The following is a 14,268-nucleotide window of genomic DNA, read 5'->3' on the forward strand; positions in this document are numbered from 1 at the left end:
AACCAACTGTTCGGGCGGTTCAGGGAGAATCCGGCGTGGGGACCCAAGCTACTTCTCGGTCGCAAGACCTGGATCCACACGGTCGCCCACGCCGGGCTCTCGGCACCCAAGGTGCCAGATTGGCAAGAGATAAGATCCACGCCATGCGTGGAGGAATGCGTGCGGTGAAGAAGGCGTGCCATCGCCTTCACCGCCGTCCCACGATCGCCGCGCGACGCTCCGGGAAAATTCCGGAGCTTTCCCATGGAACTTACCCAGGATGTCTCGATCCTGCTGCGCGTTGCCGCAGCGATGCTGTTCGGCGGCGTGCTCGGCGTCGAGCGCGAGATGGGCAAGCACGCCGCTGGCCTGCGTACGCACATGCTGATCGCAGGGGCCGCCGCGTTGATCGTCGGCCTTGGCGACTCGGTGGCCGAGCATTTCCAGCAGGAGCGCTACCGCGACCTGCTGCAGGTTGATCCGGTACGCCTGATCGAAGCGGTGGTGGCCTGTGTCGGCTTCGTTGCCGCTGGCACCATCCTGCGTGGGTCACGCGAGGACCAGGTCAGCGGCCTGACCACGGCCAGCTCGTTGATCATGGCGGCGGCCATCGGGATTGCGGTGGGGATCAGCAAGTACGTGATTGCCATCGGCGTGAGCGTGCTGTGCGTGCTGGTGCTGGCAGTGATGCGGCGGCTGGAGAAACGGATCTCGTAGGGAATCTCGAATTGCCGGCCAGCGGCCGGCACTACCATGCGGACTAAATGGTCGGACCAATATGGCATCTAGCCCTATGGTCTAATAGGTTCCTCGCCGGAGTGGCGGTTAAATCCGCTGCAAGTGGTCTGATCGAAATCATTATTGGTACGACCAATAATCGACAGCCACGGCGATCCACCGCCTGCGGTGGGGCACCTTCCGCATCCAGTCGAGAGTCTTCATGCAGCCCTGGCAACACCTGTACGACCCCGCCGGCAACCTGTGGTTGTCGAGCCTGATCGCGCTGCTGCCGATCGCGTTCTTCTTCGTTGCCCTGGCCGTGCTGCGCATGAAGGGCTGGCTGGCCGGCACGATCACCGTGGCCATCGCGCTTGGCGTGGCCCTGCTGTTCTACCGCATGCCGCTGAGCCAGGCGCTGGGTGCGGCCGGCTTCGGCTTCGTCTACGGCCTTTGGCCTATTGCCTGGATCATCATCGGCGCGGTGTTCCTCTACAAGGTCTCGGTCAAGACCGGTCAGTTCGACATCATCCGCGCTTCGATCCTGTCGGTGACCGAAGACCAGCGCCTGCAGATGCTGATGGTCGGCTTCGCCTTCGGTGCCTTCCTGGAAGGCGCGGCCGGTTTCGGCGCACCAGTGGCGATCACCGCGGCGCTGCTGGTCGGGCTGGGCTTCAAGCCGCTGTATGCCGCCGGCCTGTGCCTGATCGTCAACACTGCGCCGGTGGCGTTCGGTGCAATGGGCATTCCGATCATCGTGGCCGGGCAGGTCACCGGCCTGGATGCCTTCGAGATCGGCCAGATGGCCGGCCGCCAGCTGCCGTTCCTGACCGTCATCGTGCTGTTCTGGATCATGGCGATCATGGATGGCTGGCGTGGCATCAAGGAAACCTGGCCGGCGGTGCTGGTGGCCGGTGGCTCCTTCGCCATCGCGCAGTACCTGACCTCCAACTTCATCGGTCCGGAACTGCCGGACATCACCGCCTCGCTGGCGTCGCTGGTCTGCCTGACCCTGTTCCTGCGCCGCTGGAAGCCGGTACGGATCTTCCGCTTCGATACCGAAACCAGCGCCGAGGCGGCCGCACAGGCACTGGAGGCGCCGCGCTACAGCATCGGCCAGATCGCCAAGGCGTGGTCGCCGTTCCTGATCCTCACCGCGATGGTCACGCTGTGGAGCATCAAGCCGTTCAAGTCGCTGTTCGCGGCAGGCGGCCCGCTGGAAGGCTGGGTGCTGAAGCTCCCGGTGCCGGGCCTCGACCAGAGGGTGCAGAAGATGCCACCGATCGTGGACGCGCCGCTCAGCTATGAGGCGGTCTACAAGTTCGACTGGTTCTCGGCCACCGGCACCTCGATCATCCTCGCGGCGGTGATCGCGATCATCGCGCTGCGCATGCCGGCCCGGTCGGCGCTGCAGACCTTCGGTGAAACCGTGCGTGAGCTGCGCATGCCGATCTATTCGATCGGCATGGTGCTGGCCTTCGCCTTCATCGCCAACTATTCGGGCCTGTCGGCAACGCTGGCGCTGGCACTGGCGCACACCGGCGACGCCTTTCCGTTCTTCTCGCCGTTCCTGGGCTGGCTGGGCGTGTTCCTGACCGGCTCGGACACCTCGTCCAACGCGCTGTTCTCGGCGCTGCAGGCGACCACCGCGCAGCAGATCGGCGTGTCCGACGTGCTGCTGGTGGCGGCCAACACCACCGGCGGCGTCACCGGCAAGATGATCTCGCCGCAGTCGATCGCCATTGCCTGCGCGGCGGTTGGCCTGGCCGGCAAGGAATCGGACCTGTTCCGTTTCACGGTCAAGCACAGCCTGGTCTTCACCACCATGGTCGGCCTGATCACCCTGGCCCAGGCCTACTGGCTGACCTGGATGATCCCCTGAGCCATGCACGGCTGGCCGACCACCCGCTGCGCGCTTCGGGCCACAATGGCGCCATGAGCACGCAACGTATCTCGGACAAGGTGGCCGCGCAGCTGCGCGGCCTGGTGCAGGAACAGCGGCTGCAGCCGGGCGATCGGCTGCCGGCCGAACGCACGCTGGCGGTGCAGCTGGGGGTCTCGCGCACGGCGTTGCGCGAGGCCATCGCGCAGCTGGCCAGCCAGGGCCTGCTGACCGCACGGGTCGGTGGCGGCACCTACGTGGCCGAACCGGCGGCGCGCGCGCGGCAGGCGCTGGATGAACCGCTGGCGCCGTACCTGCCGCTGTTCCAGGGCGACCCGGAATACCGCTTCGACGTACTGGAGATCCGCCATGCGCTGGAAGGCGCCACCGCCTGGCATGCGGCGCTGCGTGCCACCGACGAGGACCGCACGCGCATCGCGCAGGCCTTCCAGACCATGATGGACGCGCACGGCAAGGACGACCCCACCGGTGAAGCGGAGGCTGACGCGGCCTTCCACCTGTCCATCGCCGAGGCCTCGCACAACCTGGTGCTGCTGCAGGTGATGCGCGGCCTGTTCGAACTGCTGCAGACCAACATCTCGCAGAGCCGCGAGAAGCTCTACACCTCGGCGAGGACCTTCTCGCCGCTGTCCGACCAGCATCGCGAGATGATGGACGCGGTGCTGGCCGGCGACCCCGAACGCGCGCGCGCCGCCGCGCATGCCCACCTCGAGTTCGTGCACACCACGCTGCGCACGCTCGATGACAACGAAGCCCGGCGTGCGCGGGCCTCGCGTCTACCTTCCCCACACGGTTGACCCCATGATCATCTCCGCCTCCACCGATTACCGTGCTGCTGCCGAACGGCGGCTGCCGCCGTTCCTGTTCCACTACATCGATGGCGGCGCGTATGCCGAGCACACGCTGAAGCGCAACGTTTCCGACCTGTCCGACATCGCGCTGCGCCAGCGCATCCTGCGCAACATGTCCGACCTGAGCCTGGAAACCGAGCTATTCGGCGAAACGCTGGCAATGCCGGTGGCGCTGGCGCCGGTCGGCCTGACCGGCATGTATGCCCGGCGCGGTGAAGTGCAGGCGGCGCGCGCGGCCGACAGCCGCGGCATCCCGTTCACGCTGTCGACCGTATCGGTGTGCCCGATCGAGGAAGTGGCACCGGCCATCCAGCGGCCGATGTGGTTCCAGCTGTACGTGCTGCGCGACCGTGGCTTCATGCGCAACGCACTGGAGCGGGCGCAGGCCGCTGGCGTGACCACGCTGGTGTTCACCGTGGACATGCCGGTGCCGGGTGCGCGCTACCGCGATGCCCACTCCGGCATGAGCGGCCCGAACGCCTCGCTGCGCCGTATCGGCCAGGCCATCACCCATCCGCACTGGGCGTGGGACGTGGGACTGTTCGGCCGCCCGCATGACCTGGGCAACATCTCCACCTACCGTGGCAACCCGACCGGGCTGGAGGATTACATCGGCTGGCTGGGCAGCAACTTCGATCCCTCCATTTCCTGGAAGGACCTGGAGTGGATCCGCGAATTCTGGAAGGGCCCGATGGTGATCAAGGGCATCCTTGACCCGGATGACGCGCGTGATGCGGTCAGGTTCGGTGCCGATGGCATCGTGGTCTCCAACCACGGTGGCCGCCAGCTGGACGGCGTGCTGTCCACCGCACGCGCACTGCCGGCGATTGCCGACGCAGTACAGGGCGATCTGAAGATTCTCGCCGATTCGGGCATCCGTACCGGCCTGGACGTGGTGCGCATGTTGGCGCTCGGTGCCGATACCGTGCTGCTGGGGCGCGCCTTCGTCTATGCGCTGGCCGCGCAGGGCGAGGCCGGCGTGGCCAACCTGCTGGACCTGATCGCCAAGGAGATGCGCGTGGCGATGACACTGACCGGTGCGCGTCGCATCGCTGACATCGGCCGCGATTCGCTGGTCAGCCTGCCATGAATGGCCACGATGCCGTGCTGGCACAGTTGCGCGACGCGGTCGGCAGCCGCCATGTACTGACCGGCGACAAGGCCACGCGCCGCTTCCGTCGCGGCTACCGCTTCGGCGATGGCCCGGTACTGGCAGTGGTGCGCCCGGGTACCTTGCTGGAACTGTGGCGCGTGCTGCAGGCAGCGGTGCAGGGTGGGGCGGCGGTCATCCTGCAGGCGGCCAATACCGGGCTGACCGGTGGCTCGACCCCGGACGGCGATGACTACGGCCGGCCGATCGTGCTGGTCAGCACGCTGCGCCTGACCGGCATCCAGCTGTTGAACGAAGGCCGCCAGGTGCTGTGCCTGCCCGGTGCCACGCTCGACCGCCTGGAGCAGACGCTGGCACCGCTGGGCCGTGAACCGCATTCGGTGATCGGCTCGTCCTGCATCGGCGCCTCGGTGCTGGGCGGCATCTGCAACAACTCCGGCGGCGCGCTGGTGCGCCGTGGCCCGGCCTACACCGAGCTGGCGCTGTACGCGCGGGTCGATGCGCAGGGCCAACTACAGCTGGTCAACCATCTCGGCATCGCGCTGGGCGATACGCCCGAGCAGATCCTGCAGCGCCTGCAGGCCGGCGACTACAGTGCGTCGGATGTGGGGGACGGCGACGGCCGCGCGGCCTCCGATCCGCGCTACGCCGACGAAGTGCGCAAGGTCGACGCCGATACCCCGGCGCGCTTCAATGCTGATCCCAGCCGCCACTACGAGGCTGCCGGTTCGGCCGGCAAGCTGGCGGTGTTCGCGGTGCGCCTGGATACCTTCGAAAAGGAGGCCGCCGAAGTCTTCTACATCGGCAGCAACCGCACCGACAGCCTCACGGCGATCCGGCGCCAGCTGCTGACCGGCTTCGAGCGCCTGCCGATTGCCGGTGAGTACATCCACCGCGATGCCTATGACATCGGCGAGCGCTACGGCAAGGACAGCTTCCTGCTGATCGATCGCCTCGGCACCGCACGTGTACCTGCCGCGTTCGCATTGAAGAGCCGCGTCGACGGCTGGTTCGAACGGCTGGGCCTGCGTGGGGTGACTGACCGGGTGATGCAGGTTCTGACCGGCCTGCTGCCCTCGCACCTGCCCAAGCGCATGGGCGAGTTCCGCCAGCGCTACGAGCATCACCTGTTGCTGAAGGTCTCTGCCCAGGACGCTGCGGAAACCGAGGCCTGGTTGCGCGCCTTCTTCGCCGGGCACGAAGGCGGCTTTTTCCACTGCACGGCCGAGGAGGGGCGCAAGGCGTTCCTGCATCGCTTCGCCGTGGCCGGTGCCGCGGTGCGCTACCGCGAAGTGCATCGCGGGCAGGTGCAGGACATCGTGGCGCTGGACATTGCCCTGCGCCGAGATGATGCCGACTGGTTCGAGCAGTTGCCGGCCGATGTCGACGGCCGCCTGCTGCACAAGCTGTATTACGGGCACTTCCTGTGCCACGTGTTCCACCAGGACTACATCGCGCGCAAGGGTGAAGACCCGATGGCGATCGAGCACGCGATGTGGGCGCTGCTGGACCAGCGCGGTGCCGAGTACCCGGCCGAGCACAATGTCGGTCACCTGTACCCGGCCAAGCCGGCGCTGGCCGGGTTCTACAGGCAGCTGGACCCGAGCAACACGTTCAATCCCGGTATCGGCCAGACCTCGAAGGCCAAGGGCTGGGGTGGCTGCGATTGCGGATGATGTAGAGCCGCCCCTATGCTCGGCTGCTCCTGCCGACAGACAGCAGACGAGCATGGCTCGACGCCGCCCGGGCAACGGTTACCATCGGAAGCCCATCCGCAGGAGCCATCCATGCCCACCGCCGCCGTCTGCGCCACCCTGTGCACTGCATTGCTGGCGACCCCGCTGCTGGCGCTGGCCCAGAGCGCGATCCTGCCGCAGCAGCGCGATGCTGCCGGCAACGTGATGGAGCCGCTGGGACAGGTACTGATCGCGAGTGAGACTGGACCGTCGGGGCTTTATGACTGCACGCGGGACGGCAACTGGTGCGTGCGCGTGCAGCCGGTTGCCGAGGAGGGTGACCGGCCGACCGTGCTGGAAGTGCTTGAGAAGGCACCGGGCCAGGGCAAGCCGCACACCTACCACGTCAGCATCGACGTGCCGCAGGAAAGCGAGCTGTCGCTGTGGCCATGGATCGTGCGGCTGGCCCCTGGCGTGGGCAGCGATGAACCGGTGACCGACCCGCAGCAGCGCGCCCGCCAGAATGTGCTGGTGGGTGGCATCGTCAAGTTCAGCACCATGTACTCCGGTGGAGGTGCCGACGCGTCCACGCTGCAGCTGGCACGCGTGCGTCACCTGCAGGACGACATCCAGGTGGACGACGACGTGCTGACCGTGCCATGGCTGGGCAATGCGATGATCCGCGCCTGTTTCAGCGAGCAGGACATCAAGCAGCGCGCCGGTGCCTGCCACGACGAATACGGGTTCTCGGCGAAGCTGGCGCTGGATACGGTTGCCGAGGGCATGCCAGTGCTGCGCTACCAGACCGTGGCGACCCGGTACCCGGCCGGTGTTTCGCGCTTCGAGGATTCGCTGGCCAGGGGGCCGCTGAAGAAGCAGGATCTGCGCATCGAACAGGACCCGGCGTGTACCTACACCCGGCTGTTCCGCTTCGGGGCGGGGATGTTCCACCCGGACCAGGCACTGCCGGACTGTGCCGGCTATACCGAACCCTGAATTGTAGCGTCGAGCGATGCTCGACGGGTCTTCGGATGGGCGGCGCGAAAAGCCAGTCGAGCATGGCTCGACCCTACAAAAGCGGTGGCGGCGCTTACTCGCAGCGCGTGGACGTGATGATGTTGTCCTTGTCCACGAACACGCGCAGGCGGTCCTGGCGGATGTCCTTGGTGGTGATGGTGCTGGGGCCGATCGGGTTGACCAGGCCGGCGCCACTCTCGCGGGACAGGCGGCGGATGTTGGGCTCGTTGGCCGGCTGGCCGATCGCCCAGCCCAGCTGGCTGGCGTCGCAGCGGCCGCTGCCTTTGACTTCCGGGCCAGGCGTACTGACACAGGCCGACAGCAGCAGGGCAGAGGCCGGCAGCAACAGGGACAGACGGAATGCAGACATGCGAGCGCTCCTGCGCAGGGAAGATGGCGGGAACGATAGCACCGAGCGTGCGAAAGGCGTCAGCGCCCCGGTCATTGCCGGCACAGCGTGGTCATTGCATAGTGGGAGCAATGGCTGGCAGTACGCCAGCGGGCAGGCCGGGCCTTTCCGGCGCAGGTGTTGGATACGGTATGACGGCAGGCAGTTTGCGCGGCAAGGACAAGACGATGACGGCGCTGGTGTTGTCGTTGCTGGGCGTAGCGTTTGCCGCCTCCGCCTCCGCCTCCGCCTCCGCCTCCGCTGCCGATCCGGAACCTGCGCCGATCGAAACCCCGGTATTCGGTGCCTGGCGCAACCTGCAGACCGAAGCGGGCTACGAGCCTGCGCAGCGCAACCTGGCGTTTGCCATGCTGCCGCAGGCGGCGACCCGAGGCGATCGTTTCGCCATCCTCGACCGTGAAGGCAAGCGGACGGTGTGCTGCCTGCAGGTGGCCAGTCCCTCGCTGGGCGTGGCTGCGCTGCGCGAGCAGTACCACCTGCCGCAGGCCTGGGTGACCGACCTGAGCAATGGCCGCAGCCCCGCACGCCCCTATGTGCCGCACGTCTATGCGATGCAGCGGGTGGACGAGCTGGTCGACTACAGCTTCGCCGATGTGCCTGGCGCCTACAGTGACCTGGGCGGGCTGCTGATTCCGGAAGGTGCAGCGCTGGAGGCCGACGGCAGCGCCGTGCGCCTGGGGGACACCCGCTACCCGCTGCATTTCCAGCGCCAGCCGCACGCCGATGACGATGGGGCGCTGGACCGCTACAGCCTGCAGGCCGGCGAGGGTGCCGCCCCGATCGTGGTTGAAGTGCCGTTCGGCACCTACTGATTGCAGCTTCGCACTGGCTAGAATGCAGCGCGGCGCTGTCTGCCGTGCCTGCTCCGTGAGTCGTTGCCGTGTCCCTGCGCCCCTTCCTGCTGTCGTCCCTGCTGTTGTTGTCCGCCTGTGCCAGTGCGCCGCCGCCGCCGGCCCATTCCGATGCATTGTGGCGATTGATCGAACGTGACTGCCGGGGCCCCGAAGGTCCACGCGGCGACTGCCTGCGCGTGGAGACGGCCGCAGACCGCCGCGATGTGCTGGTCAAGGATGCGCACGGCGACTACCAGTTCCTGCTGATGCCGCTGGACAAGGTGAGCGGTATCGAGAGCCGCAGCCTGTACCAGCGTGGTGCACCGAACTACTTCGCTGCCGCCTGGCAGGCGCGCAGCCACACCGAACAGGCCCTGCGGCAACCACTGCCGCGCAACGTCGCCAGCCTGGCGTTGAACTCGCCGCACGGCCGCTCGCAGCACCAGCTGCATATCCACGTGGATTGCCTGCGCGCCGACGTGCTGCAGGCGCTGGACACGCATGCTGCCGCCCTCGGCAGCCGCTGGGCACCGCTGCCGGTCCTGCTGCGCGGCCATCAATACCAGGCACGCCTGCTGGCGGGCGCGGAACTGACCGCCAATCCGCTCAATCTGCTGGCTTACGATCTCGCAGGCGTGGACGATGTTGGTCAGTGGAGCCTGGTCGTGGCCGGCCGGGACGCCGTGCAGGGCGGCCCGGGCTTCATCCTGCTGGCGACCCGGGTGGACGCCGGCACCGGCAACGAGGCCAGCGCCGAAGAACTGCAGGACCACGCCTGCTCGGTGCTGACCGGCGCAGGCGACGCGTTGGAGCGGGTCCGCTAACCCGGTGGCTGCTGGCGGCTGCGCCAGACCGGTGCAGTCAGCGCCAGCAGCTGGCGGTCCTGCCAGCCATCCAGATCCAGATGATGGTCGCGCAACAGGCCTTCGTGCTCGAAGCCGAAGGCGTGCAGCGCAGTGGCGAACGGGTCACTGCAGTCCGGTGGCAGCATCACGAACAGGCGGTGCACGCCCACATCCTCGAACAGGAACGGGCACAGCGCGCGCAGCGCTGCATCCACGTGCGGGTGCCAGTGCTGCAGCGACAGCAGCTCGGCGCAGCGCGTATGCAGGGACTGCAGGCGGACATGCAGCTGGTCCAGGACAGTGCCGTGCTCGTCATCGAACACACCCAGCAGCAGCTGGTCGTTGTCCTGCTCCAGCCGCGAGCGATGCATGTGGGCAAGGAAGCGGGCTTCTTCGTCGATACCGGCCGGATGGCGGCGCCCGCGTCGGCGGCGGTCGTCGAACAGGCGCCAGGCCGGCAGATCGGCCCGCTGGAACGGGCGCAGGGTGACCGGTGCCACCTGCAGCTGCAGCAGATGGCGGCGCGACACAGGGCGCAGCGGGGGGAGGAGGGATGTGGGGTACGGGGTCATCATCCCCGGAACGATGGCAATGCCCGCTTCGCCAGACCATTCAAAAGATTGCAAAAACGCGACGACCACCGGGCGGAGCCTGATTCGGTTCAGGCATAAGTCCATCAGGGCTGGTCATTTCCGTTGAAACCATCCATTCAGGACACTTTCGTTACGGGATCGTTATGCGCCGCGCAGGCCTCCGGTCCCATACCACCCGTCCAACTCCCCCAGGAAGCCCATGTCTGCCTCCCACAAGGCGCTGCGCCCGCGTCCGCTGGTGCTCGCGCTGTCGTCCCTGATGCTGGTGTCGTCGCCGGCCTTCGCGCAGGAAAGCGCACCCACCTCATTGCAGGAAGTGAAGGTCACCGGCTCGCGCATTCCGCGCGCCAGTGTCGAAGGGCCGTCGCCGGTGACCGTGATCAGCCGCGAGCAGATCGACGCGCAGGGCTACCGCAACGCGTTCGACGCGCTGAGCGCCCTGACTGAAAACACCGGCAACGTGCAGGGCGAGGACTTCGGCAACACCTTCACCCCGGCGGCCAACACCATCAACCTGCGCGGGCTGGGCCCGAACCGCACGCTGGTGCTGGTCAACGGCCGCCGCCAGGCCGACTACCCGCTGGCCTACGAGGGCTCGGTGAACGTGGTCAACCTGGCCAACATTCCCAGTGCGCTGATCGAGCGCATCGAGGTCTTGGCGGCCGGTGCGTCGGCGGTGTATGGCTCCGACGCCATCGCCGGTGTGGTCAACATCATCCTCAAGGACCGCTTTGAGGGTGTGGACGTGAACGTGCGGGCCGGCGGCACCCAGCAGGGCGGTGGCGACAACCAGCGCGCGCAGGTGGTTGGTGGCAGTTCCGGCGAGCGCTGGGATGCCCTGTTCGGCTTCGAGTTCGATGTGCGCAAGGCGATCCATGCGCGCCAGCGCGATTTCATGGACTCGCTGGATGATGACCCCGCCGGCAAGGCGCCGCAGGCGACCGCGATCGCGTATCGCCGCAACGCCGCGACCGGTCGCAACATCGATCCGGGCGCCAATGGCTGCGACGCGGCGTCGGATATCTATGGCGGCAGCGTGTTCCGTGCCTTCAACCCGCGCCAGGGCTGGTATTGCGGCAGCAACGAGGCCGCCTCCAGCTACTGGACGGTGCAGACCGAGAAGCGCAACCTCAACGGCTACGGCCTGCTGACCTTCCACGTCAACGAGACCACCGACCTGTTCGCCGATCTGGCCGTGGGCAGCGCACGCATCACCAACAACACCCGTGCGCCCACCTGGACCTCGGCCCGCAACTACTTCTACAACCAGACCACCGGCAACCTGGAAAGCTGGTACCGCCGGTTTGCGCCCGAGGAAATCGGTGGCCTGCCGCGCAATGCCAACCGCTTCCTGGAAAACTCGTGGTCATTCAACGTCGGCGCGCGCGGCCAGATCGGCGACAGTGGCTGGGACTATGAGGCGGTCTACAGCCGTTCGCGTTACGAGAACCGCACCCGCCGCCCGGTGCTGCTGGCCGGTATCAACGAATACCTGCTGGGCCCGAAGCTGGGCGTGCGCAATGGCGTAGAGGTCTATGCGCCGGATCCCGCGCGCCTGTTCCAGCCGCTGAGCCCGAACGAGTACCAGAGCCTGTCCGGCTACCAGGAGAGCCGCAACGCGGCGTGGCTGCAGACCTTCAGCGCCAGCGTCAACGGCCGGCTGTTCGCACTGCCCGGTGGCGACGCTGCGCTGGCTGCGGTGGTCGAGGCTGGCAGCCAGGGCTATCGCAATCGACCGGACCCCCGACTGGGCACCGGTGAATTCTGGAACACCAGCGCCGGTATTGGTGCCGGTGGCGAGCGCGACCGCTATGCTGCCGGCGTGGAGCTGCAGCTGCCGTTGCTGCAGTCGCTCACCACCACCCTGGCCGGGCGCTATGACCAGTACCGAGCCGGTGGTGAGCATATCGGCAAGGCGACCTGGAGCTTCGGCGTCGAGTTCCGCCCGATCGAGAGCCTGCTGATCCGTGGTACCGCTGCCACCAGCTTCCGGGCGCCGGACATGAACTACGTGTTCGCGACAGAGACGCGTGGTTACAACCCGGGCATGACCGACTACTGGCGCTGCCGCACCGCAGGCCAGTCGTATGACAACTGCGACTACAACGGCCTGTCGATCGATTACAGCAACCGTGCCAACCCGCAGCTGCAGCCGGAGTCGGCCAAGTCGTATGGCTTCGGCGTGGTCTGGTCGCCGCTGGCTGGCCTGGATTTCAGTGCCGACTACTACGACATCCGCATCGACAACGAGGTGACCAGCCTTGATACCAGCCGCATCCTGCGCGACGAGGCCGATTGCCGGTTGGGAAAGACGCTGGGCGGCGAGGCGCGTGACATCGGCTCACCGCTGTGCCTGGACGCGCTGTCGCGTGTGATCCGCAACCCGTCCAATGCAACCGTGCAGCCGGACCAGGTGACCCGTGTGCTGATCAATCCGATCAACGCCGCCTCCGAATCGGTTCGCGGGCTGGACCTGAAGGGCAACTGGCGTTTCGATGCCGGTCGCTATGGCCGCTTCACCACGCGCCTGGCCTACACCGTGGTGCTGGAGCACAAGTACCGGCAGTTCTCCGATGATCCGGAGCGTGACATCCGCAATTCGCTGGATGACTACCAGTGGCGCAGCAAGGCCAACGGCAGCATCACCTGGAACCAGGGTGACTGGACCACCACGCTGTACGGCAACCGCTTCGGCTCGCTGCCGAAGACCGATGGCAGTGGCCGCATCGCGCCGTACATGACCTACAACGCCAGCGTGTTCCGCCAATTCGGCGAGAACCTGTCGGTGGGCGTGATCGTCAACAACCTGCGTGACAGCCGCCCGCCGGCGGACAAGAACGGTGGCGGCTGGCCGTTCTATCCGGTCGGCAACTACGATCCGTATGGCCGCCAGTACTGGGTGCAGCTGGACTACCGGTTCCGCTGATCCGGCAGGCGAACGAAAGGCCCGGCATTGCCGGGCTTTTCTTTGTGCAGTGCATCCGTGTTGCCGGCGCGCACATGGCATGCTGGGGCGATACACGGAGGAGGATGCGCATGGATGTCAGGGGGTGGAGTGTGATTGCCGTGCTGGCCATTGCAGGTTGCAGTGGCAGGCAGGCGGCCAGCGTGGAGGATGCCGCGGAGGTGGCCAATGCCGCGCCTGCGCCGTCCCTTTCCAACCCCGCGACCGATGCTGTATCAGCGCGCGTGCCAACGGCATCGAGTACCACGACGGCTGCCCCTGGGCTCGCGCAACCGGAGGGTCACTTCCTCGAGGGCGAGCGCATGCTGCTGAACGAGGGTGCGGTGTCCGCACAGAAGAGCGAGGCGGTGCTGGGTTCCGACAAGGCCTTCGCGCAGGCGATCAGCCAGTTCGAGCGCGATGCAGCCGGTCACCTGGAAGTGCAGGACCTGACCCGGCTCTACAGGGCGGCCGCGACCCGGCTCATCGGCAACGACGGCACGCTGGTGTCTTTTGCCTGCGGCTACAGCCTGTGCGTTGGCGAGATCCGCAGCCGTACCGATGAGGATTTCAGTGCCTGGTCCGAGGCGATCGGCATGGACAAGGTGGCCCCGGTCTACAGCCTGGCCACGGCGCCGATGACATGGGGCAGGGACCAGCATGGCGGGCGCTTCGTGTTCTCGGTGGATCCGGCCGCCAACGGCATCACGGGCCCGTAGCGCCGGCGGATGACCGGCGCCACGGCGCGTTACGGAAGCGCCTGTTGCAGGTACGACTCGATGACGTAGCTGAAAGGCTGCTGCTGGCGGTCGCGCAGCAGGGCGCGCACTTCAAGGATCACGCCGCGGTCGCCTTCGCCCCGCGGCGGCCAGAACGTCTGGTCGGCCAAGGTCTGGCGCTGGAAACCGAGCGGGCCGACCACGCGACCGAACGGTTCGTCGGTGCTGTCCAGCACCTGGTTCATGGCCGGGCTGAGATGGCCGGGCAGGTACCAGTTGTCGGCCTCGGACAGCACGCGGCTGCCGCAGACCAGCTGCACGCGGCGATAGCGCAGCTCGGCACCTGGCTTCACACCCAGCGCCTGCAGCACGTCGGCGGGGGCAGGCTTGTCCTGGCCGTGTACGCGCACTGCACGCACCCGCGCCTGTTCGGCCAGGCCGTGCTCGGCGCACCAGTGTTCCAGCGTGGCAGTGGCGCTCTGCCCGGACAGCACGCGCTGGTGCAGGCGCTCGACCAGTGCAGCCGGGGCAATGCGCTGCTGACCCGGCGGCGACTGCAGCGGCGCAGCGGCCGCCGCATCAGTGGCGGACAGGCTGGCGATCGGGGCGGCGGCAAGCAGGGACGCGGCCTGCCAGCGGCGGAGACGATCGTGGCGGTCGGATGGGCCCAT

Annotated in this window: 13 protein-coding genes; 10 read left to right on the top strand and 3 right to left on the bottom strand. The window is 67.3% G+C overall.

What is annotated here, in order from left to right; all coding sequences use genetic code 11:
* Positions 1-243 precede the first annotated feature (243 nt).
* The 6 genes from AC5P6S_RS16980 (at position 244) to AC5P6S_RS17005 (ending at position 7,233) form a co-directional block, all read left to right on the top strand.
* Positions 244-696 (top strand): MgtC/SapB family protein, encoded by a 453-nt coding sequence (locus AC5P6S_RS16980; RefSeq protein ID WP_005413774.1) that lies wholly within the window; start codon positions 244-246, stop codon positions 694-696.
* Between the two features lie 223 nt (positions 697-919).
* Complete coding sequence (gene lldP / locus AC5P6S_RS16985; protein WP_012480579.1) at positions 920-2,578, top strand: L-lactate permease; 1,659 nt, start codon at positions 920-922, stop codon at positions 2,576-2,578.
* Positions 2,579-2,631: 53 nt separating this feature from the next.
* Positions 2,632-3,396, top strand: coding sequence for a transcriptional regulator LldR (gene lldR, locus AC5P6S_RS16990; RefSeq protein ID WP_012480578.1), 765 nt, complete (start codon positions 2,632-2,634; stop codon positions 3,394-3,396).
* A 4-nt stretch (positions 3,397-3,400) separates the two neighbouring features.
* Positions 3,401-4,540, top strand: a complete 1,140-nt coding sequence (gene lldD, locus AC5P6S_RS16995; protein WP_005410033.1) for an FMN-dependent L-lactate dehydrogenase LldD — start codon at positions 3,401-3,403, stop codon at positions 4,538-4,540.
* On the top strand, positions 4,537-6,237 hold the full coding sequence (gene dld / locus AC5P6S_RS17000; RefSeq protein WP_049442216.1) for a D-lactate dehydrogenase: 1,701 nt from the start codon (positions 4,537-4,539) through the stop codon (positions 6,235-6,237). The genes lldD and dld overlap by 4 nt, the downstream gene beginning before the upstream one ends.
* Before the next feature lie 111 nt (positions 6,238-6,348).
* Positions 6,349-7,233: a hypothetical protein gene (locus tag AC5P6S_RS17005; RefSeq protein ID WP_049395924.1), complete on the top strand. Its 885-nt coding sequence runs from the start codon at positions 6,349-6,351 to the stop codon at positions 7,231-7,233.
* Between the two features lie 94 nt (positions 7,234-7,327).
* Here the strand turns inward: AC5P6S_RS17005 and AC5P6S_RS17010 are convergent, their stop codons facing one another.
* Entirely contained in the window at positions 7,328-7,624 is a 297-nt protein-coding gene (locus tag AC5P6S_RS17010; RefSeq protein WP_005413768.1) for a hypothetical protein, read from the bottom strand.
* Positions 7,625-7,794: 170 nt separating this feature from the next.
* Between AC5P6S_RS17010 and AC5P6S_RS17015 the strand changes: the two genes are divergently transcribed.
* Together AC5P6S_RS17015 and AC5P6S_RS17020 are read left to right on the top strand one after the other, a co-directional pair.
* Complete coding sequence (locus AC5P6S_RS17015) at positions 7,795-8,475, top strand: decarboxylase (protein ID WP_065183516.1); 681 nt, start codon at positions 7,795-7,797, stop codon at positions 8,473-8,475.
* A gap of 68 nt (positions 8,476-8,543) precedes the next feature.
* Entirely contained in the window at positions 8,544-9,320 is a 777-nt protein-coding gene (locus AC5P6S_RS17020; protein WP_012480573.1) for a CDP-diacylglycerol diphosphatase, read from the top strand.
* Here the strand turns inward: AC5P6S_RS17020 and AC5P6S_RS17025 are convergent.
* Entirely contained in the window at positions 9,317-9,916 is a 600-nt protein-coding gene (locus AC5P6S_RS17025; RefSeq protein ID WP_033833900.1) for a GNAT family N-acetyltransferase, read from the bottom strand. The genes AC5P6S_RS17020 and AC5P6S_RS17025 overlap by 4 nt on opposite strands.
* A 217-nt stretch (positions 9,917-10,133) precedes the next feature.
* Here AC5P6S_RS17025 and AC5P6S_RS17030 point away from each other — a divergent pair, with 217 nt between their 5' ends.
* Entirely contained in the window at positions 10,134-12,860 is a 2,727-nt protein-coding gene (locus AC5P6S_RS17030; protein ID WP_065183517.1) for a TonB-dependent receptor plug domain-containing protein, read from the top strand.
* A 341-nt stretch (positions 12,861-13,201) separates the two neighbouring features.
* Positions 13,202-13,597: a hypothetical protein gene (locus AC5P6S_RS17035; protein WP_227860284.1), complete on the top strand. Its 396-nt coding sequence runs from the start codon at positions 13,202-13,204 to the stop codon at positions 13,595-13,597.
* A gap of 29 nt (positions 13,598-13,626) precedes the next feature.
* On the opposite strand, the gene AC5P6S_RS17040 is transcribed toward AC5P6S_RS17035, so the two are convergent.
* Positions 13,627-14,268: a hypothetical protein gene (locus tag AC5P6S_RS17040; protein ID WP_012480569.1), complete on the bottom strand. Its 642-nt coding sequence runs from the start codon at positions 14,266-14,268 to the stop codon at positions 13,627-13,629.

The organism is Stenotrophomonas sp. YJH_SMC_119, from assembly GCF_059368315.1.